Annotated in this window: 15 protein-coding genes and 4 tRNA genes; 15 read left to right on the top strand and 4 right to left on the bottom strand. The window is 55.6% G+C overall.

Annotation, left to right across the window (positions count from 1 at the left end; genetic code table 11):
• Nucleotides 1-48: 48 nt before the first annotated feature.
• A complete protein-coding gene (gene folD, locus IBX51_RS00555) occupies nucleotides 49-906 on the bottom strand; it encodes a bifunctional methylenetetrahydrofolate dehydrogenase/methenyltetrahydrofolate cyclohydrolase FolD (RefSeq protein WP_291827466.1) in 858 nt (285 codons plus the stop codon).
• Between the two features lie 243 nt (nucleotides 907-1149).
• On the opposite strand from folD, the gene IBX51_RS00550 reads away from it, so the two are divergent.
• The 10 genes from IBX51_RS00550 (at nucleotide 1150) to IBX51_RS00505 (ending at nucleotide 10438) form a co-directional block, all read left to right on the top strand.
• Nucleotides 1150-1226: transfer RNA gene (locus IBX51_RS00550), tRNA-Pro, on the top strand.
• Between the two features lie 32 nt (nucleotides 1227-1258).
• A tRNA-Arg gene (locus IBX51_RS00545) sits at nucleotides 1259-1335 on the top strand.
• A 90-nt stretch (nucleotides 1336-1425) separates the two neighbouring features.
• Nucleotides 1426-1501, top strand: a tRNA-His gene (locus tag IBX51_RS00540).
• 57 nt (nucleotides 1502-1558) lie between these two features.
• Nucleotides 1559-1643 (top strand) — tRNA-Leu (locus tag IBX51_RS00535).
• Nucleotides 1644-1862: 219 nt separating this feature from the next.
• Nucleotides 1863-3167, top strand: coding sequence for a trigger factor (gene tig, locus IBX51_RS00530; protein WP_291827464.1), 1305 nt, complete (start codon nucleotides 1863-1865; stop codon nucleotides 3165-3167).
• A gap of 163 nt (nucleotides 3168-3330) precedes the next feature.
• The gene (gene clpP, locus IBX51_RS00525; protein WP_291827461.1) at nucleotides 3331-3966 is read left to right on the top strand and encodes an ATP-dependent Clp endopeptidase proteolytic subunit ClpP; all 636 of its coding nucleotides are present in this window, start codon (nucleotides 3331-3333) and stop codon (nucleotides 3964-3966) included.
• 76 nt (nucleotides 3967-4042) lie between these two features.
• Entirely contained in the window at nucleotides 4043-5326 is a 1284-nt protein-coding gene (gene clpX, locus IBX51_RS00520) for an ATP-dependent Clp protease ATP-binding subunit ClpX (RefSeq protein WP_291827458.1), read from the top strand.
• A 176-nt stretch (nucleotides 5327-5502) separates the two neighbouring features.
• A complete protein-coding gene (gene lon, locus IBX51_RS00515; RefSeq protein WP_291827455.1) occupies nucleotides 5503-7920 on the top strand; it encodes an endopeptidase La in 2418 nt (805 codons plus the stop codon).
• 237 nt (nucleotides 7921-8157) lie between these two features.
• Nucleotides 8158-8430, top strand: a complete 273-nt coding sequence (locus IBX51_RS00510; protein ID WP_044386154.1) for an HU family DNA-binding protein — start codon at nucleotides 8158-8160, stop codon at nucleotides 8428-8430.
• Between the two features lie 154 nt (nucleotides 8431-8584).
• On the top strand, nucleotides 8585-10438 hold the full coding sequence (locus IBX51_RS00505) for a SurA N-terminal domain-containing protein (protein ID WP_291827442.1): 1854 nt from the start codon (nucleotides 8585-8587) through the stop codon (nucleotides 10436-10438).
• A gap of 76 nt (nucleotides 10439-10514) precedes the next feature.
• Here the strand turns inward: IBX51_RS00505 and IBX51_RS00500 are convergent, their stop codons facing one another.
• Nucleotides 10515-11387, bottom strand: a complete 873-nt coding sequence (locus IBX51_RS00500; RefSeq protein ID WP_291827439.1) for a MurR/RpiR family transcriptional regulator — start codon at nucleotides 11385-11387, stop codon at nucleotides 10515-10517.
• A 195-nt stretch (nucleotides 11388-11582) separates the two neighbouring features.
• Between IBX51_RS00500 and zwf the strand changes: the two genes are divergently transcribed.
• Genes zwf through IBX51_RS00485 form a run of 3 tightly spaced genes read left to right on the top strand, consistent with a single transcriptional unit; the run spans nucleotide 11583 to nucleotide 14445 of the window.
• A complete protein-coding gene (zwf, locus tag IBX51_RS00495; RefSeq protein ID WP_291827436.1) occupies nucleotides 11583-13055 on the top strand; it encodes a glucose-6-phosphate dehydrogenase in 1473 nt (490 codons plus the stop codon).
• Nucleotides 13042-13761, top strand: coding sequence for a 6-phosphogluconolactonase (gene pgl, locus IBX51_RS00490; RefSeq protein WP_291827433.1), 720 nt, complete (start codon nucleotides 13042-13044; stop codon nucleotides 13759-13761). Before zwf ends, pgl begins: the two co-directional genes overlap by 14 nt.
• A 27-nt stretch (nucleotides 13762-13788) precedes the next feature.
• Nucleotides 13789-14445 carry a bifunctional 4-hydroxy-2-oxoglutarate aldolase/2-dehydro-3-deoxy-phosphogluconate aldolase gene (locus IBX51_RS00485; protein WP_291827430.1) on the top strand — a complete coding sequence of 219 codons (657 nt, stop codon included), beginning with the start codon at nucleotides 13789-13791 and terminating at the stop codon, nucleotides 14443-14445.
• An 11-nt stretch (nucleotides 14446-14456) separates the two neighbouring features.
• Here the strand turns inward: IBX51_RS00485 and pyk are convergent, their stop codons facing one another.
• Nucleotides 14457-15905 carry a pyruvate kinase gene (gene pyk / locus IBX51_RS00480; RefSeq protein ID WP_291827427.1) on the bottom strand — a complete coding sequence of 483 codons (1449 nt, stop codon included), beginning with the start codon at nucleotides 15903-15905 and terminating at the stop codon, nucleotides 14457-14459.
• Nucleotides 15906-16025: 120 nt separating this feature from the next.
• Here pyk and edd point away from each other — a divergent pair, with 120 nt between their 5' ends.
• Complete coding sequence (gene edd / locus IBX51_RS00475; RefSeq protein ID WP_291827425.1) at nucleotides 16026-17846, top strand: phosphogluconate dehydratase; 1821 nt, start codon at nucleotides 16026-16028, stop codon at nucleotides 17844-17846.
• Nucleotides 17843-18817, top strand: a complete 975-nt coding sequence (gene glk, locus IBX51_RS00470; protein ID WP_291827422.1) for a glucokinase — start codon at nucleotides 17843-17845, stop codon at nucleotides 18815-18817. The genes edd and glk overlap by 4 nt, the downstream gene beginning before the upstream one ends.
• Here glk and glpD read toward each other — a convergent pair.
• Complete coding sequence (gene glpD / locus IBX51_RS00465; protein ID WP_291827603.1) at nucleotides 18809-20356, bottom strand: glycerol-3-phosphate dehydrogenase; 1548 nt, start codon at nucleotides 20354-20356, stop codon at nucleotides 18809-18811. The two genes, glk and glpD, sit on opposite strands and share 9 nt — an antisense overlap.
• Nucleotides 20357-20440: the final 84 nt, after the last annotated feature.

The following is a 20440-nucleotide window of genomic DNA, read 5'->3' as shown; positions in this document are numbered from 1 at the left end:
TGCCAAACCCATGGGTTCGTGTGCGGTGCCAAGCCGGGAAAAAGTGGGTCAGACGCTGTGCAGCACATCCGCTGCGTACAGGGTGTTCTCCAGCAACGTGGCGATGGTCATCGGGCCTACGCCGCCGGGCACCGGAGTGATGTAGGCGGCGCGTTGGGCGGCGGCTTCGAAATCGACGTCGCCACGCAGTTTGCCGTCGTCCATCCGGTTGATGCCGACATCAATGACGGTTGCGCCCGGCTTGACCCATTCGCCTTTGATGATGCCAGGTTTGCCGACCGCGGCAACCAGGATGTCGGCCTCACCGACAAACTTTTCCAGGTTATTGGTAAAGCGATGGCATACGGTGGTGGTGGCTCCTTTTAGCAGCAGTTCCATGCTCATCGGTCGGCCAACGATGTTGGAGGCGCCCACAATCACCGCGTGCTGGCCTTTATAGGGGGTGCCAATAGAGTCGAGCAGGGTGATCACGCCAGCGGGAGTGCAGGGGCGCAGGGTGGGCTTGCGCTGCATCAGGCGGCCGATGTTGTATGGGTGAAAGCCGTCAACGTCTTTGTCGGGCCGGATCTTTACCAGGATGGGATCTGCGTCGAGATGAGAGGGCAGGGGTAACTGCACCAAAATGCCGTCGATTGCCGGGTTCTCGTTCAATTCATCAATCAGTGTTTCCAGCACTGCTTGTGAGGTGTCCTCTGGCAGGTCATAGGACAGCGACACGATGCCAGCCTCGTCGCAGGCTTTACGCTTGTTGCCGACATAAACTTGCGAAGCCGGATCGTTTCCGACCAGAACAACCGCCAGGCCGGGCGCTCTCAGGCCCCTGTGTTTGCGGGTTTCAACGCCGGCAGCAACGCGTTGCCGGACCTGGGCGGCGATTTCTTTTCCGTTAATCAGTTTGGCGCTCATGATTCCATCTTGTCGGTTGGGCATGAATAATGGGGAAGCGAATGCCGGGCATTGTCTCATGCTTCGGCATGAACGCCAACGTGGCGTGCGGGTAGGTGACGTTCTGATCAAGAAGGGTTTTGGGTCATGGTTGGCGGCCAGAATCACTGTTTTATTTATATTTTTCAAAATCCGTGTTGACGGATGCCGAAGCCGCCGGTAATATGCGCGCCAACTTTGCTGAAGCACTTGTTGTTCAGTTTACGGGGTATAGCGCAGTCTGGTAGCGCGCCTGCTTTGGGAGCAGGATGTCGGGAGTTCGAATCTCTCTACCCCGACCATTTTCTGGATGTTCAGGTGGGCGAACGGTCAAGCGCCCGTAGCTCAGCTGGATAGAGCACCCGCCTTCTAAGCGGGTGGTCGCAGGTTCGAGTCCTGCCGGGCGCGCCATTAGGTCGTCGGTCTGGTCAGGGCCGGGATCGCCAAACCAGCAAAGTTACAGTAATTGAAGTAGGTGCTGAAAAGCACTGTCCTGATGTGGTGGACGTAGCTCAGTTGGTAGAGCTCAGGATTGTGACTCCTGCGGTCGAGGGTTCGATCCCCTTCGTCCACCCCACTTTTCCCCTGTTATGACTTCCGCATGTTCTGAAGGTTTGAGAGCAGCGCCGGATACGCGAGAGTGGCGGAATTGGTAGACGCACTGGATTTAGGTTCCAGCGGGGAAACCTGTGAGAGTTCGAGTCTCTCCTCTCGCACCACCCTTTCTTTTTCTTGCAATGCCCCCACTGTTTTCTGTAGCTCCGGTTGTGTTCCTGGTCTCAAACCATCACTGCGCTTTACCGGGTGATTCTCTCGGCGGGGTAAACCGTGATAAACTACCGGCTTTTAATTTTGCGTCCCTTTGGGGTAAAGCGCTCCGTCCGGGATTTTGATTTAATTTTCATCCACATACAGAATCTGTAATTTGAGGAATCTCCATGCAAGTGTCTGTTGAAACGACCTCTAACATCGAGCGTCGCATGACGATTGGTGTGCCCGCCCAGGAAATCGACCAAGCGGTTCAGAAACGCCTGCAGGAAACTGCTCGCACGGTTCGCCTGAACGGTTTCCGTCCCGGCAAGGTGCCCATGAGCGTGGTCAAGCGTCGTTTCGGCGAAAGCGTTCGCCAGGAAGTGGTTGGTGAAGCGATGCGCGACAACTACATCAAGGCACTGCAGGAGCAGGACGTCAATCCGGCTGGTTGGCCCAAATTTGAGCCGAAGAGCATGGAAGAGGGTAAAGACCTCGAATTCGTAGCCATCTTCGAAGTGCTGCCAGAAATCGAGCTGGGCGACCTGAGCAAGGTTGAAGTTGAGAAGCCGATCGCAGAAGTTGCCGATAAAGATATTGACACTATGATTGATAATCTGCGCGGCCAGCAGGCGACCATGAAGGAAGTCAAGCGCAAGTCCAAGAATAAGGATGTAGTGACCATTGATTTCAAGGGTTCTATCGACGGTGAAGAGTTTGAAGGCGGTGCCGCCGAAGGTCATCGTTTGACTCTGGGCTCAGGTCAGATGATCCCTGGCTTTGAGAAGGGTATCGTTGGCGGCAAGACCGGCGAAGAGCTGGAAATTGAAGTGACCTTCCCTGAGGATTACCAGAACGAAGATCTGGCCGGCAAGCCTGCCAAGTTCGAAATCAAGATTCACAAGGTTGAAGAGCCTCAGCTGCCCGAGCTGAACCAGGAGTTCTTCCAGAAGTTCGGTATTGATGCGGAAGACGAAGCGGCTTTCCGTGAAGAAGTAAAAAAGAATATGGAGCGTGAGCTCAAGCAGGCCGTGTCTAACAAGGTCAAAAATGACGTTGTCGACGGTTTGCTGGCCACCACCGAGCTGGACATTCCGGCCGCTCTGATTGATCAGGAAATTGACCGTCTGCGCCAGGACGCTGTTCAGCGTTTCGGTGGTCAGGTAGATTTCCAGCAGCTGCCAAAGGAAATCTTTGAAGATCAGGCCAAGCGTCGCGTCAAGACAGGCCTGTTGTTCCAGGAAGTCGTCAAGAAAAACGAGCTGAAAGCAGAGCCTGCGCAAGTGGATGAAAAGATCCAGGAGATCGCATCTACGTATGAACAGCCTGAAGAAGTGATTGCGCACTTCAGCAGCAATCCGGATCAGAAGGCTCAGATCGAGGCCTCTGTCCTGGAAGACGCGGTCGTCGACCTCGTACTTGGCCAGGCCAAGGTAGTTGAGAAGAAGATGAAGTACGAGGAAGCGGTTCAGGCGGGTCAGCCCCAGCGCTGATCACCCCGGGCTTGCCCGGAATTGCTTTCTGGAAACAGCCGGTGTGTCCGGCTGTTTTCATCTGGGCCCAGTGATGGCAGAGTATAAACACAATTCGACTGTGATTTATGGATATCCTGCTTGAGGAGTCCATGCCCATTGTCCATAAGGAGTTCAGGCGCACATGACGCAGAAACCGATTGATGGCCCTACCATGATTACCAACGCCGGTCTGGTGCCGATGGTAATTGAACAGACGGCACGCGGAGAGCGTTCCTTTGATATTTACTCTCGTCTGCTCAAAGAGCGGGTGATCTTTCTGGTGGGCCAGGTTGAGGACCACATGGCCAACCTGGTGGTTGCCCAGTTGCTGTTCCTGGAATCCGAAAATCCGGACAAAGACATTCACCTCTACATCAACAGCCCGGGTGGTTCGGTGTCTGCAGGTATGTCGATTTATGACACCATGCAGTTCGTTAAGCCCGATATATCTACCTTATGCATTGGTCAGGCGGCCAGTATGGGAGCGTTCCTGCTTGCCGGTGGCACCAAGGGTAAGCGTGCTTGTCTGCCCAATTCGCGTGTGATGATTCACCAGCCGCTGGGTGGGTATCAGGGTCAGGCTTCGGATATCGAGATCCACACTCGTGAAATTCTCAAGATCCGTAACACCCTGAACTCGATCCTTTCGCAGCATACTGGTCAGGATCTCGAAACCATTAGCCGGGATACCGACCGCGATAACTTCATGGATCCGAGCCAGGCTAAAGAGTACGGGTTGATTGATACAGTACTTGATAAGCGCGTACCGAATAAATAATACTGAAAGTCATCGCATCATTCCTGGCTGGCGTATTGTTGTGTAACCCCGGCCAATGAAGAACAGAGGTATTTCAATGGCAGATGAAAGAAACGGCAGAGGCGACGATAACGGAAAGTTGCTGTACTGCTCGTTTTGTGGAAAGAGCCAGCATGAAGTCCGTAAGCTCATTGCAGGGCCCTCGGTGTTCATCTGCGACGAATGTGTTGATTTGTGCAATGACATCATTCGCGAGGAGATCCAGGAGAACGCCCAGGAAGAAGCTAGCGACCGCCTGCCTACGCCGGCTGAAATCCGCGAAACTTTAAACGAGTATGTCATTGGTCAGGATCGCGCCAAAGTTGTGCTCTCTGTGGCGGTCTATAACCATTACAAGCGTCTGCGCTATGGCGAAGGCAAAAGTGATGTCGAGCTGGGCAAGAGCAACATCTTGCTGATCGGCCCGACAGGTAGTGGTAAGACGTTGTTGGCAGAAACGCTGGCTCGCATGCTGAACGTACCGTTTACGATCGCTGATGCGACTACGCTGACCGAAGCCGGCTACGTGGGTGAAGATGTCGAGAATATCATCCAGAAGCTGCTGCAGAAGTGTGATTACGATGTCGATAAGGCCCAGCGAGGCATTGTCTATATTGATGAGATTGACAAGATCTCGCGTAAATCTGACAACCCGTCGATCACCCGTGACGTTTCTGGTGAGGGTGTTCAGCAAGCGTTGTTGAAGCTGATTGAAGGCACGGTCGCTTCGGTGCCCCCGCAGGGTGGTCGCAAGCATCCACAGCAGGAATTCTTGCAAGTGGACACCACTAATATGCTGTTTATTTGTGGTGGTGCTTTCGCCGGTCTGGAAAAAGTTATCCAGGAGCGCTCTGATCGTAGTTCCATCGGTTTCTCTGCAACCGTCAAGAGTCCAGACGACAGCAAGAACACGGGCGACATTATCCGTGATGTTGAGACCGAGGATTTGGTTAAGTTTGGTCTGATCCCGGAGTTTGTGGGCCGCCTGCCAGTAGTTGCAACGTTAACCGAGCTTGACGAGGAAGCTCTGGTTCAGATTCTGACCGAGCCAAAGAACGCGCTGACCAAGCAGTATCAAAAGCTGTTTGATATGGAAGGTGTCGAACTGGATTTCCGTCAGGAAGCCTTGCGGGCAGTGGCGCGCAAAGCAATGGAGCGTAAAACGGGCGCCCGGGGCTTGCGCTCGATTATGGAAGCGACCCTGCTTGATACCATGTACCAGATTCCGTCTGAGCATGATGTATCCAAGGTTGTGATTGATGAAAGTGTGATCAGTGGTGATTCTGAGCCGTTCAAGATCTACGCCAACAATGATCACGCCAAGGCTGTGCCGGACGATTGATACCGGCGACTGCAAACAAACCGGTGTAATCTGAAAAAGGGGGGCGTTTATCGCCCCTTTTTCATGGCTTGCGAAAGTGGCTTGCCGGTTTTTCTGCGTTGTAAAAAGATTGCAATTTCCGTCTGCGCCCCAATGATGGGTGATATGCTGAATCAAATGCTGTCAGAGGATTCCCTATGACCCGTATATCCGAAGAAACTGTGCAAGAGTACCCGCTGCTTCCATTGCGTGATGTGGTGGTGTTTCCGCACATGGTGGTCCCGTTGTTTGTGGGCCGTGATAAGTCCATTCAAGCCCTTGAGGCAGCGATGGAGGGCAGCAAGGAAATCCTTCTGGTCGCCCAGAAAGATGCGTCTACCGATGAGCCGGGTGCCGGCGATGTGTTTACCATGGGCACATTGGCAACCGTGCTGCAGATGCTCCGACTCCCCGATGGCACCGTGAAAGTGTTGGTGGAAGGTAACGCTCGGGCCAGCATTGCTGATATTTCAGAGGCTGATTACTTGTCCGGTCAGGCCATTCTGATGGATGAAGATGCGCTTCCGGAGCGTGAAGAAGACGTGCTCTCAAAGACCTTGATGGATGAGTTCGAGAAATACGTCAAACTGTCCAAAAAAGTGCCCTCAGAGGTATCCAATGCGCTAACTGGCATTAACGAACTGGAGCGCCTGGTCGATACCATGGCAGCCCACCTTGATATGCGGATTCCGGAAAAACAGGAGTTGCTCGAGGCCCTGGATGTGCGCAGGCGGGTAGACCTCCTGCTGGGTAAGCTGGACGGCGAGATCGATTTGATTGAAGTGGAAAAGCGCATCCGCGGCCGCGTCAAAAAGCAGATGGAACGCAGTCAGCGCGAGTATTACCTGAATGAACAGATGAAGGCTATCCAGAAAGAAATGGGTAACCTGGGCGAAGGCAACAACGATTTCGAAGAGCTGGAACAAAAGCTTGAGGAAGCGGGACTGCCGGAAGAAGCCCGTAAAAAGACCGAGGCGGAGCTCAACAAGCTCAAGATGATGTCGCCCATGTCAGCCGAGGCGACCGTGGTGCGCGGTTACATCGACTGGATGCTGGCGGTGCCCTGGAAAAAACGCAGTCGCGTTCGCCATGATCTTGAGCAGGCCCGCGAGATTCTGGACAAGGACCACTACGGTCTGGACGAAGTTAAAAAGCGCATTCTCGAGTATCTGGCGGTGCAAAGCCGGGTGAAAAAGATCAAAGGGCCGGTGCTGTGTCTGGTTGGGCCGCCTGGTGTAGGTAAGACCTCGCTGGGTCAATCCATTGCCCGGGCAACCAACCGTAAATACACACGGATGGCGCTCGGCGGCGTGCGCGATGAGGCTGAAATCCGTGGCCATCGTAAAACCTACATTGGCGCTTTGCCGGGCAAGTTACTGCAAAAGTTGTCAAAGGTTGGTGTGAAAAACCCGCTGTTCCTGTTTGATGAAATCGACAAGATGGGTATGGACCACCGTGGCGATCCCGCTTCTGCGTTGCTGGAAGTGCTGGACCCTGAGCAGAATCACACCTTCAACGACCATTATCTTGAAGTGGATTATGACCTCTCCGACGTCATGTTTGTTTGCACCTCCAACTCCATGGACATTCCATCGGCGTTGCTGGACCGAATGGAGATTATTCGGATCCCCGGTTACACAGAGGATGAAAAGGTGAACATTGCCTTGCGCTATCTGTTGCCGAAACAGATCAAGGCGAACGGTCTGCGCAAGAATGAACTGAACCTTTCAGAAGCTACGTTACGCGACCTGATCCGGTATTACACGCGAGAGGCGGGCGTACGGGGTCTGGAGCGGGAGATTGCCAAGATTTGCCGTAAGGTGGTCAGGGAGCATGTTGAGAGCAACGACAAGGCCTCTGTAACCATTACCCAGGAGATGCTCGAGGACTACTCGGGGGTCAAGAAGTTCAAGTACGGTCTTGCTGAAGAGAAGAACGAAATAGGACAGGTGACCGGTCTGGCCTGGACTCAGGTGGGCGGCGAACTGCTGACCATTGAGTGCGCACTGACCGCCGGCAAGGGACGAGTGGTTAAAACCGGCTCCCTCGGTGATGTCATGCAGGAGTCGATTCAGACGGCTTTAACGGTTGTACGCAGCCGGGCTGCGGGTCTTGGAATCAGCGATGATTTCCATGAAAAGCACGATCTTCACGTGCATGTTCCGGAAGGTGCAACGCCAAAAGATGGTCCCAGTGCCGGTATTGGCATGTGCACAGCATTGGTTTCTGCCCTGACTAAAATACCGGTTCGGGCAGACGTTGCGATGACCGGCGAGATCACTTTGAGAGGACGCGTTCTGCCCATTGGAGGCCTGAAGGAGAAGCTTCTTGCTGCTCACCGGGGCGGAATCAAGACCGTCATTATCCCTGATGAAAATGTCAGGGATCTCAAAGAGATACCAGAGAACATAAAAGAGTCTCTGGAGATTATTCCGGCCAAGTGGATTGATGAAGTTCTGGATGTTGCGCTGGCGTATCCACCGGAACCTCGCACCGCGGAATCGGCCGAAAAGAGCCCCGCATCCAAAGCAGGTGATGATGGTGGCGATGCTGCCGAGCGCATAAATACACATTAAACACCGGATGAGTTGTTGACATGCCTGAGAGCCCGTTGGTATAACTGTTTCGCCGTGAAGCAGCCAATAGCAAGGGCTCCCGCGCAGTAAGTGCCTATTCCGAATGCCGGTTAAACACCGAATGGAATAAGAAAACTGAAGAATGGAATTCTCCGACCGCTTATGCGATAGTCGGGAATGTCCTCGAAAAACAAACCGACCTAGAACATCTTCAACCTGAAATCGAAGGGGTTTAGTGTGAACAAGTCCGAACTTATCGACGCAATTGCAGAGTCCGCAGACATCTCTAAAGCAGCAGCTGGCCGTGCGCTTGACGCAATGACCAACTCTATCACCGGTGCTCTGAAAAAAGGCGATCAAGTCACTCTGATCGGCTTTGGTACCTTTTCTGTCAAGGATCGTGCCGCTCGTACCGGCCGTAACCCGCAGACTGGCGCTGAAATCAAGATAGCGGCCTCCAAAGTGCCTGGATTCAAAGCAGGCAAGGCCCTGAAAGACGCCGTTAAGTAAAGGCTCTTTTTTGGCAACTTTCGCTTGCGAAAGCTGCCAAGAGAATTCAAGGCGCATTCCGTTCAGGGTGCGCCTTTTTGCATTTGAATGGGGCAGCCGGGCTCGCACCTCGCAGCCACCTCCATCAGGACCTTGACAGGGATTCAGGAACAACATGCTTCAAGATATTCGGGATAATGCCCAGGGCACCATCGCAAAGGTTATTATCGGCCTTTTGATCGTTTCTCTGTCGATCTGGGGGATGGACGCCATCATTGGTGGGTTTTCCGGAGAGCCGGAAGTAGCCTCAGTAAACGGGGAGTCGATAACCGAGCGGGAATTTTTACGTACCGTTCAGCTGGAGACACAGCAACGGCTTTCCCAGATGGAGAATCCGGATTCCGCTATGCTGGACGAAGATCAAATTCGCCAGGACGTGCTTGAAGCATTGATCCAGGAGCGGGTTTTGATTCTGGATGCACAGGAACAAGGCCTGGAGTTGTCAGATGATGACATAGACGCATTGATTACCCAGATGCCCCAGTTCCAGATTGGTGGCCAGTTCAATCGTGACCGCTTTGTCGCCACCGTGCGCAACTTCGGTATGGGTGTCGGCGAATTCCGCGAGAACATGCGCAAAAACTACGTGATTAATCAAATTCGGGCATCCATTGCCCAGACTGGTCTGGTGGCCGGCGACAATGCCTCACAACTGCTCCGTATTCAGAACCAGACTCGGGACTTCCGGGTGCTGACCGTTAGTGCTGATTCCCTGGCCGATCAGATTGTCGTAACAGAAGACGATGTCCGGGCATACTATGATGATAACGCTGCTGAGTTCCGGGAGCCGGAGCAGGTGAATGTAGCCTATATTTCGCTGTCACTTGGCGCGCTGGCCGACGCCGTCGAGGTTGGGGAAGGCGATCTGCAAGCCTATTACGAAGAGCGTGCGGAAGAGTACGCCCGCGAAGAACGTCGTGCTGCTCACATCCTGATCGATTCCGGCGCAGAGGCGGAGGCAACGCTCGCCACTATTCTGGAACGCCTTGACGCTGGTGAATCGTTTGCGGAGCTTGCTCAGGAATTCTCGGTAGATACGATTTCTGCCCGAGATGGCGGGGATTTGGGTTTTGCCGGACGTGGCGTTTATGACGAGTCGTTCGAGGAAGCATTGTTTGCCTTGGCTGAGGGCGAGATCTCTGAGCCCGTAGAAACCAGTTTTGGTGTTCACCTGATCAGACTGGACGATGTTCGACGCTCAGATGTTCCATCTTTTGACGAATTGCGCGCGGAGCTTCGCGATGAGTTGGCCCGCACCCTTGCGAGTGAGCGTTTTGCTGAAGTGCGCGCGCAGTTAGCTGATGCTGCTTATGCGGCTGACGACCTGGCCGGTCCAGCTGAGGAGTTGGGGCTTGAAGTGCGCTCGGTCGATGGCGTTACTCGCGACGGTGGTGTGGCACCGTTTGATCATGCCGGACTGGTACGTCAGCTGTTTTCTGGCGACGTTCTTGAAGGGGGCTTTAACACCGAGCTGATCGACGTAGGCGATAACGTGTCGGTCGTGGCGCGCGTGCGCGAATACTTCGAGCCGCGTCAACGTGAGCTGGCAAGCGTTCGTGACGACATCCAGGCGCGCCTGGAAGCTCGGAAAACCCGCGAAGCCCTGGAGGCCCGGGTTGATGAGCTGATGGCTGCACTTGAGTCTGGTGATCAGCCAGAGGCCTTGAACGCAGGTGAGTGGCAGCAGTTTGAAGGTCAAGGTCGCGACGGTTCTGGTCTGAGTCAGTTTGTGGTTCAGCGTGCGTTTGCGATGTCTCGTCCTGAAGCTGATAAGCCTTCGGTAGGCAAGGCGGTCGGCCAGCGCGAAGCCGCCATCATTCTGGTGGATGCGGTGCAAGAAGGCGATGTCGATACCGCCGGCGTAGAGTTTCAGCAGTTGCGTCAGTTCCTGACACAGCTTGAAGGCCAGCGAGAATACGCTGCCTACCAGCAGTATCTCAGAAATGAGGCAAAGGTTGACCGGAATTGAGCCTGGTTGGCAAATAAAAAAAGGGTGCTTCGGCACCCTTTTTTTGTTTGCCCGGCGAAGCCGGCAAACCCGGCTTTCAGTTTAGTGGAAAACGGGTGGCTCTCAGGCTTTCTTTGATCTTCTTCAGGTGTTCGAGGAAGTCCGGGCCACGCTTGAGCGTGACGCCAGTGGCAAGAATATCAATCACCGTCAGGTGAATGATCCGGGATGACATGGGCATATAGACTTCAGTGTCTTCCGGGGCCGTCACCCCGAGCACCGCTGTGCAGGCTTCTGCCAGTGGAGAATCCGGGTTTGTGATTCCGATCACCGTCGCACCGTTTGCGCGAGCCAGGTGGGCAATTTCGACGGCTTCTCGGGTGCGCCCGGTGTAAGAGATCAGTACGATGGCGTCGCCCACGCCAGCACCGGCGGCGATCATGCGCTGCATCAGAGCATCGTCGTAGGACGATACCGGGATGTTGAATCGGAAAAACTTATGTTGGGCATCCATCGCCACGGAGGCGGAACCGCCCATGCCAAAAAAGCTGATTTGCTTGGCCTGTATCAAATAATCGATGACGATAGCAATGGCTTTCGGATCAAGGGCTTGTCGGGCCTTGTCGAGGCTGGCGATGGTGCTTAGCATGATTTTATTGGCAAATTCGGCGACAGTGTCATCGGGCTCTATGTCTTGGCCGACATACGGTGTGCCTGTGGCGATGCTCTGAGCCAGACGGATTTTGAAATCCGGAAAGCCCGTGGCGGAAAAGCCCCGACAAAAGCGATTGACCGTGGGTTCACTGACGTTGGCTGCCCGGGCCAGCGCTGCGATGCTGTATCGGGTGGCCGCACTTGGGTCTCGCAGAATGGCTTCAGCAACCTTGCGCTCGGATTTATTAAGAGTTTCCAGTCGACTCTTGATGTCTTCGAGCAGATTGTCGTCTCGGTGCGCCGTACTTGCCGCCATGCTGTGTACTCCCTGATGTGCAGGCAATTAGGATTGGAAAACCGGCAGATTATACCGTGTTTTGACGGTTGATCGGGTAGTAATTGTATCAACATTGCCGGTCAGGCTTGGATTGCATGCTGGCTGGTGTCATTATTTGGGTAAAGTTACGACATGGCCGTCTCGGTATGGTGTAGAGAGGCAGGGAGAAATGGAATGGCAGATAACGTGCAAGCGTCCTGCGATCTGATGATGTTTGGCGCTTCCGGTGACCTGGCGCAACGCAAGTTATTTCCTGCTTTGTATCAACTGGCCCGGGCGGGTCTGCTTGCCCAGGACAGCCGGGTTCTGGCGATTGCCCGCACAGATGCCAGTGAGCAGGAAATGCGTGATCGCTTTAAGGCCAGGCTGAAGGCGCAGATCAAGCCTGATGAGTTTGATGACGCACTGGCGGAACGGTTTGTAGAGCGAGTCAATTATCTGTGCCTGGACTTTAACAATACCGAAGGTTACGAGGCGCTGAACGAGTGGCGTTCATCCAATAATCAACTGATCGTTTATATGGCGACACCGCCGGCGATGTACGGCGTGATCGCACGCAACCTTCGCGCCCAGAGTTGTTGCACCGAGCGCACACGCGTGGTGGTGGAGAAGCCGATCGGCCACGATCTGGACTCGTCCAAAGTGATCAACGACGAACTAGCGGAGGTCTACCACGAAAGCCAGCTGTTCCGAATCGACCACTATCTGGGAAAAGAAACGGTCCAGAATCTGATTGCACTGCGCTTTGCCAATAATCTGTTCGCGTCACAGTGGGATCAGAACCACATCTCTCACGTTGAAATTACCGTTGCCGAATCCATGGGCATTGAGGGCCGCTGGGGCTACTTTGATAAAGCCGGCCAGATACGGGACATGATCCAGAACCATCTGTTGCAGCTTCTGTGCCTGATTGCCATGGACCCACCCTCTGACCTGTCGGCCGACAGCATTCGGGATGAGAAGGTCAAGGTACTGAAAGCGCTGAAACGGGTCACTCCGGATACTATGGAGCAGACGGTAGTGCGCGGCCAATACACCGCCGGTACCAGTGACGGCAAGCCGGTGCCCGGTTATCTGCAAGAGGACGGGGCCAATAAAGGCAGTGAGACCGAGACCTTTGTGGCGCTCAAGGTAGAGATCGACAATTGGCGCTGGTCCGGCGTGCCTTTTTACGTTCGAACCGGCAAGCGGATGCCAGAGAAAATGTCTCAGATTATTATCCACTTCAAACCGGCTCCTCATTACATTTTTGATCCCGATCAGAAGCATTTAGCCAATAACAAACTGATCATTCGACTGCAGCCAGACGAAGGCATGGCCCTCAAAATTCTGACCAAGGATCAGGGGCTGGACAAGGGCATGAGGCTGCGCCAGGGGCCTCTGGAGCTTACTTTCTCTGAAACCTTTGATACGGAGCGGATTCCGGATGCCTACGAGCGATTGTTGTGGGAGGTGATGCGGGGCAATCAGTACCTGTTTGTACGCCGCGACGAGGTCGAGCATGCCTGGCGCTGGGTGGATCAGATTATCCGTAACTGGCACGACAGTGGCGAACCACCCAAACGTTATGCGGCAGGTACCTGGGGGCCGGTTGCCTCGATTGCCATGATCACCCGGGACGGCAGGAGTTGGTATGAGGACGCCTGACCTTATATTGCCAGACGGTATTGAACGCTGTTTTCGAGAAAATGCCGATGCCGTTGCGCTTGAGCTTGCTCTGGATGTGGCAGAGTGCTTGCGGCATCGCCTGGCCTTGAGCAAGGGTGCTGCCCTGGTTGTCTCCGGTGGCTCGACGCCGCTGCCCTTTTTTCACGCATTAAGAGACCAGGCTCTGGATTGGTCCAGAGTCTGCATTGTGTTGGCTGACGAACGCTGGGTGCCGGAAGACGATCCAGCCAGTAATACCCTGTTGGTGCGCGAGCATTTGCTGCAAGGCGCGGCGGCTACTGCCAGATTTATTCCGTTAAAGGTGCCGGGGGAAGATGCCGTTAAGGCTGGGTCTGCCCTGGAGTCCGCTCTGGCTGAACTTCACTTGCCGGTGGATGTACTGGTGTTGGGGATGGGCAATGACGGGCACACGGCGTCGCTTTTCCCGGATGCTCCAGAGCTGAAGGTGGCGATGAATGCGCAATCTGAACGCCGGGCAGCTGTAATGACGCCGCCATCGCAGGCTCATCAGCGCGTCACCTTGACCCTGCCAGTGTTGTCCGGTGCCGGTTTTACCGCATTGCACCTGAAAGGCGAGGACAAACTTGAAACCCTGTCACGAGCAATTGCAGAGCCGGATGACTGGCAGTCCATGCCGGTGCGGGCGTTTCTGAAACCGGGTTTGAAGGTGTATTGGAGCCCCTGAGGCCGAGGGTTTACCAAGGAGAGTGTTATGCCACAAGTGTCGATGGAACATCGGGAGCAGATCAGGGCAGTGCTGTTTGCCTCCCCCCTGATGCCGGTTATTACCATTCACCATCCGGATGATGCGGTGCCTTTGTGTCGCGCCCTTTTTGAGGGGGGGCTCAGGGTGATGGAAATTACCCTGCGAACCGAGTTTGGTGTAGACGCCATACGCAAGGTTCGCGAGGAACTGCCTGGTGCCTGGGTCGGGGCCGGAACGGTGACCAGCATTGCCCAGTATCGCCAGGTGGAAGCAGCGGGCGCGCAGTTTGTCATTACGCCCGGAGTCACCGAGGCCATTCTGGACTTTGGCGTGACCTCAGAGGCACCTTTGTTACCCGGCATTGCGACAGCGTCGGAACTACTGATGGGATACAACCACGGATACCGATACTTCAAATTCTTTCCCGCAGAGGTGTCCGGAGGGATCCCGGCATTGAAGGCTTTTTCGGGGCCTTTTCCGGATGTGGCGTTCTGCCCGACAGGGGGTATCCGCCAGAACACGGCGGCTGATTATCTGGCGTTGCAGAGCGTCGTAACGGTTGGGGGTACCTGGCTGACACCAGACGATGCCGTCGCCAACAAGGACTGGGCGAGGATCACTGAAATCGCGCGCGCCAGCCTTGCCAGTCTGAAAACCGGTTAATGGTTTGCGGCTCAGCGGATGTCTGAGCCAACCTGAACGATTTTCATGGAGTTTGTGCCGCCCTGAGCGTTGATGTAATCGCCTTTGGTCAACACTACCAGGTCGCCCGCTTGCACAATGCCTCGGTTTTCCAGCTCTTTGACAGCCAGCGCATTGACTTGCTCATGGGCCAGTTGGGCTGAGTCAAAAGGTACGGTCTGAACACCCCTGAACAGCGCTACCCGATGCTGAGTGGCGTGGTGCCGGGAAAAGGCAAAAATCGGCAGGCTGGATTTGATTCTGGACATCAGTCGCGGCGTTGATCCGGTTTCGGTCAGGCAAATGATGGCGGCCACACCTTGCAGATGGTTGGCCGCGTACATGGCCGACAGGGCGATGGCCTCGTCCACCTTCTGCATGCTTTCGTGAATCCGATGCTTGGACTGGTGCATCGATGGGTGGCGCTCTGCGCCCAGGCAGATTCGAACCATGGCTTCGACTGCTTCCAGCGGATAGTCACCGACGGCCGTTTCGGCAGACAGCATCACGGCATCGGTGTAGTCCATGACTGCGTTGGCTACGTCGGAAACCTCCGCGCGAGTCGGCATCGGATTGGTAATCATCGATTCCATCATTTGGGTGGCGGTTATCACCACTCGATTCAGAACCCGGGCGCGGGAAATAATGTGCTTTTGAACGCCCACCAGTTCGGCATCACCGATTTCGACCGCCAGATCGCCCCGGGCGACCATGACCGCGTCTGAGGCTTCGATAACGGCGTCCAGAGCGTCATTGTCGTGAGCCAGTTCGGCGCGCTCTATCTTGGCAACCAGGCCCGCTTTTGAGCCGGCCTCTTTGAGCAGGCGCCGCGCAATGTGCATGTCTTCCGCGGTGCGAACAAAAGAGACCGCTACGTAGTCTGCGCCTAACTGGGCTGCGGTGACGATATCGCGTTTGTCTTTATCGGTCAGGGCATCGGCTGATAAGCCACCGCCGCGCTTGTTGAGCCCTTTGTTGTTCGACAAGGGCCCGCCGATCAGAACGGTTGAGGTGATGCTATGGCCATCGACGGCGTTCACTTCCATTTCGATGCGGCCATCGTCCAGCACCAGAATGTCTCCGGCCGTGACGTCGTTGATCAATTCCTCGTAATCAATGCCAACACATTGGTTGGTGCCGGCTTCTTTATCCATAGTGGCGTCCAGGATAAATGTCTGGCCACGCTTCAGGGTTACCTTGTTCTCGGCGAAACGGGCAATTCGCAGTTTCGGGCCTTGCAGGTCGGCCAGTAAGGCTACAAAGCGCCCTTGCGCTGCGGCGGCCTCTCGCACACGACGGGCTCGTTCAATGTGCTCTTCGGCACTGCCGTGGGAAAAGTTCAGGCGGGTAACGTCCACACCTGCCGCAATAATGCCGGCCAGCGATTCCACACTGTCGGTGGCGGGGCCGAGGGTGGCAACAATCTTGGTGCGCCTGAGCATAGTGTGTGTCCTTAATATATGTTCATATCGATAAATGGTTTGAGTATCGCTAATTGAACCTGAAAGACTTCCAGCAAGGAAGTACACTTACGTAGCGTGCCCATCAAAATGGAGAGAACCATGCAGCCCAGAGTCTTGAAGGTCACCAACCGTATTATTGAACGCAGCCGGGCATCTCGTCAGGCTTATCTGGCCAGAATGGCAGCGCTCGGAGACCAGGAGCCGCACCGGGGCACATTGTCCTGCGGCAACCTGGCCCATGGTTTCGCAGCCTGCCAACAGGGTGACAAGGATACCCTGAAGCTGATGAATCGGGCCAATGTTGCCATGGTCTCTGCTTACAACGACATGTTGTCTGCCCATCAGCCATACCATCGCTTCCCCGATGTCATTCGCGAAGCAGCACACGGCATGGGTTCGGTTGCCCAGTTTGCCGGCGGCACCCCGGCTATGTGTGATGGGGTTACTCAGGGTCAGCCGGGCATGGAGCTCAGCTTGTTCTCTCGCGATACCATTGCCATGAGCACCGCTGTCGCGCTGAGCCACAATATGTTCGATGCGGTCATGTTACTGGGGATATGTGACAAGATTGTTCCTGGCCTGTTGATCGGAGCGCTCAGTTTCGGTTACCTTCCGGCCGTTTTTGTGCCTGCGGGCCCCATGCCTTCGGGACTGCCTAACAAAGAGAAGCAACGGGTGCGCCAGCTCTACGCCGAAGGCAAGATCGGCAAGGATGAACTGCTGCAGGCGGAGAGCGAGTCTTATCACAGCCCGGGTACCTGCACCTTTTATGGCACCGCCAATTCCAATCAAATGCTGGTTGAGGTGATGGGGCTGCATCTGCCGGGGGCCGCGTTTGTGCACCCGGATACCCCGCTGCGGGACGCGCTCACAGGGGCTGCCACCGAGCAGGCTATCCGGTTATCCCGGCCCCAGGGTGGCAAAGTCGGGCTTGCGGATATGGTGGACGAGAAGGCCATTGTAAATGCGTTGGTGGCTTTGCTGGTTACTGGTGGCTCCACCAATCATACCATTCACTGGATCGCGATCGCGCGCGCCGCAGGTATCATCATCGATTGGGACGACTACTCGGAATTGTCGTCGGTGGTGCCTTCGATGACCCGTATCTATCCAAACGGTCAGGAAGACATCAACGCCTTCCACGATGCGGGCGGCACCTCCTTTCTGATTCGTGAACTGCTGGACTCGGGCTACCTGCATGAGGATGTAAATACTGTGATGGGGCCGGGGCTGAGTCAGTATGGACAAGTGCCACAATTGTCTGGATCTGGTTTAATCTGGCAGCCCGCACCCGAGAAGAGTCTGCGCCCCGATGTGCTCAGCAGTGCCAGGCAGCCGTTTGCCGTCAATGGCGGCTTGAAAGTGCTTGAGGGTAATCTTGGGCGGGGGGTGATCAAAGTGTCTTCGGTGGCTGCGGAGCACCACTGTGTGGAAGCTCCGGCCGTGGTCTTCAATGATCAGAATGAGCTGAAGGCAGCTTTCGACGCAGGCGATCTGAACCGCGACTGCGTGGTGGTGGTGCGGTTTCAAGGCCCCAAAGCCAATGGTATGCCTGAGCTGCACAAGCTGACGCCTTACCTGGGTGTTCTGCAAGACCGGGGGTTCAAGGTCGCCCTGGTGACCGACGGTCGGATGTCCGGCGCCTCGGGTAAAGTACCAGCGGCGATCCATGTCTACCCGGAGGCCCTCGATGGCGGGCCCCTGGCCAGGATTGAGGCTGGCGATCTGGTGTGTGTGGATGCGATTAATGGAACTCTGAGTGTCCGGCTGGATGAGGGCGCCTTGGCCGCCCGGAGTGTGGCCACTCAAGATCTGAGCGCTCATCATCAGGGCTATGGCCGCGAACTGTTCGGCTGGATGCGCCGCAGCGCCAGCAACCCGGAGCAGGGTGCCAGCGCGTTCTGGACCCACGAGGCGTGATCGCCAAGGCGCTTGCGTTGGTCGGGGACATTGGAGGCACCCATGCCCGCTTTGCCCTGGTTGAGAAGGGCTCAGTGGCGCTGCTGGAAACGCGTATTCTGAAATGCAGCGACTATGCTGGTCCGCAAGCCGCTGTCGCCGACTATCTTGCCGGCGTGTCTGTCCCGGTGACTGAGGCCTGCTTTGCCATCGCGGCTCCGGTTGTTGGCCATACCGTTGCGATGACCAACAATCACTGGCACTTTGATACCCAAGCACTGCAGCAAGCCTTTGGTTGGCACCGGTTCAGACTGGTAAACGATTACACGGCGATGGCTCTGGGTGTGGTGCACGTGCCTGGGCATAAGCTGGTGCCCGTGGGGGCTCTCGCAGAGCGCCAGCCTGGCCCGTTGCTGATTATGGGGCCAGGCACCGGGCTAGGGATGTCCGCGTTGATTCCGGCTCATCCGGGTTGGGTGCCTTTGGCTACCGAAGGTGGTCATGTCGACTTTGCGCCGTCCGACGACACGGAATCTCAGGTTCTGGATTATCTGCGGGCGCAGTTTGGCCGGGTGTCGGTGGAGCGTTTGCTCTGCGGCGGAGGGCTCCTCAATCTGTACCGGGCATTAGCCACGATCAAGGCGTTGCCAGCTACCCTGACAACGCCGGAACAGGTCACTGCGGCAGCCGTCAATGGATCGAGTGATCTGGCCCGGCAAACACTGGAGCGATTTTGCAAAATCATGGGGCAGGTGGCCGGTAATGCCACGTTGACGCTGGGCAGTTTTGGCGGCGTGTATCTGTGCGGTGGCATTTTGCCTGCGATCCTGCCGTTTTTTTTGTCCAGTGGTTTCCGGGGCGAATTTGAAAACAAAGGGCGAATGCGCCCCTTGCTGGCGGCAACGCCTGTCTGGGTCGTACAGGACCCTCTGACGGGTCTTTACGGTGCCGCGGCGGCGCTTGATCAGGCCTGGGTCACAAAGCTACTTTGACAGCGCCAATGCTGCGCATTCTGGCAGGCGTCTCGGGGCTGTCTGGCAGATGTACATATCCAGTGCCCGTTGTTGCTCTTCGGTGATGTACAGCCCTTGCTTGGTTCTGCGCCAGAGTATGTCTTCGGCGTTCAGGGCCCACTCCTCAAAAATCAGGTAATCCACTTCTTTTTGCGACAGGGTTTCGGTGTACCAGTGGCCCATGTCTTTCGGGCTTTGGCACCGGTTGAGAATGCGGTAGCTGTCGGTGCCGTAGCTGCGGGCAAAACGGCGGATTACCGCACTGTTGAGCCACGGAAAGTCAGCGTTCAGTTTGGCTTCCAGTTCGGCGTGGTTTTTGAAATCGCCGCCGGGTAGTAGCGCCTTCTGAGTCCAGGATTTACCGGAGCCGGGGAAATACCGGCACACCTGATCTGTAACCGCCTCGGCCAGTTTTCGGTAGGTGGTGATTTTGCCTCCGAACACCGAGATCAGCGGCGCCTGGTGGTTTTTATCGTCCACTTCAAAGGAATAGTCTCTGGATGCAGACTGCGCAGTGCCGCCTTCCTCGTCCATCAGCGGGCGCACACCGGAATAACTCCAGACCACATCGTTCGGCGCCAGTTGTCTGCGGAAATACTGGTTCACGATGGCGAGCAGGTAATCGGTCTCTTCCTGTGAGATGGCAGCTTCTTGCGGATTACCCTCAAAGTCCACATCGGTAGTGCCGATCAACGAAAACTGATCCTCATAGGGGATTACAAACACGATGCGATCATCCTGGTTTTGCAGGATGTAGGCTTCGTCGTCCTGGTTCAGTTTTGGCACCACAATGTGACTGCCTTTGACCATCCGGATCTGCTTGGGCGCTTTCATACCAAGGCTTTCGTCGAAAATACGACTTACCCAGGGCCCCGTGGCGTTAACGATAACCGTGGTTTTGATGGTGCGGTGATGGCCGGTGAGGGTGTCCTCCAGGGTTGCCTGCCAGCCTTTGTTGTCGCGATTGGCATGAACGCAGCGGGTGCGAGTGAGTATGACGCCGCCTTTGCGCTTTGCGTTAAGGGCTGACAATACGACAAGGCGGGCATCGTCTACCCAGCCATCTGAATACTCAAAGCCTTTGGTGATCTCCGATTTGAGTGGCGAGTTTTCTTTGAAACTGATAGCACGTGAGCCTGCCAGCAATTCCCGCTTGGCCAGATGATCGTACAGGAACAGACCGGTACGGATCATCCAGGCCGGCCGCAGGTGAGGTTGGTGCGGCAACCGGAAACGCATCGGCCACATGATGTGGGGCGCGTTGGCAAGCAGTGCTTCCCGCTCGGCCAGCGCTTCTCGCACCAGCCGGAATTCATAGTGCTCAAGATAACGCAGGCCGCCGTGAATCAGTTTGCTGCTGCTGGAAGACGTGGCCGAGGCGAGGTCGTTCATTTCACACAGCACGACCTTCAGGCCGCGGCCAGCGGCGTCCATGGCGATACCCGTGCCGTTGACACCGCCGCCGATTACCAGCAGATCACATTGATCAGCCACGCCTGACGGATGTTCCGCTTCCATTCGTTGACCACTGCTTTCCATCGTCACGCGCGCCTGCTCCTGATCTTCCCTCATAATAGGAATCGATTATCAAAGAATGTGGCG

The organism is Marinobacter sp. (genome assembly GCF_014859525.1).
Lineage (GTDB): Bacteria > Pseudomonadota > Gammaproteobacteria > Pseudomonadales > Oleiphilaceae > Marinobacter.
Note: the sequence above shows the minus strand (reverse complement) of the source record. Positions and strands in the feature narration are given on the sequence as shown.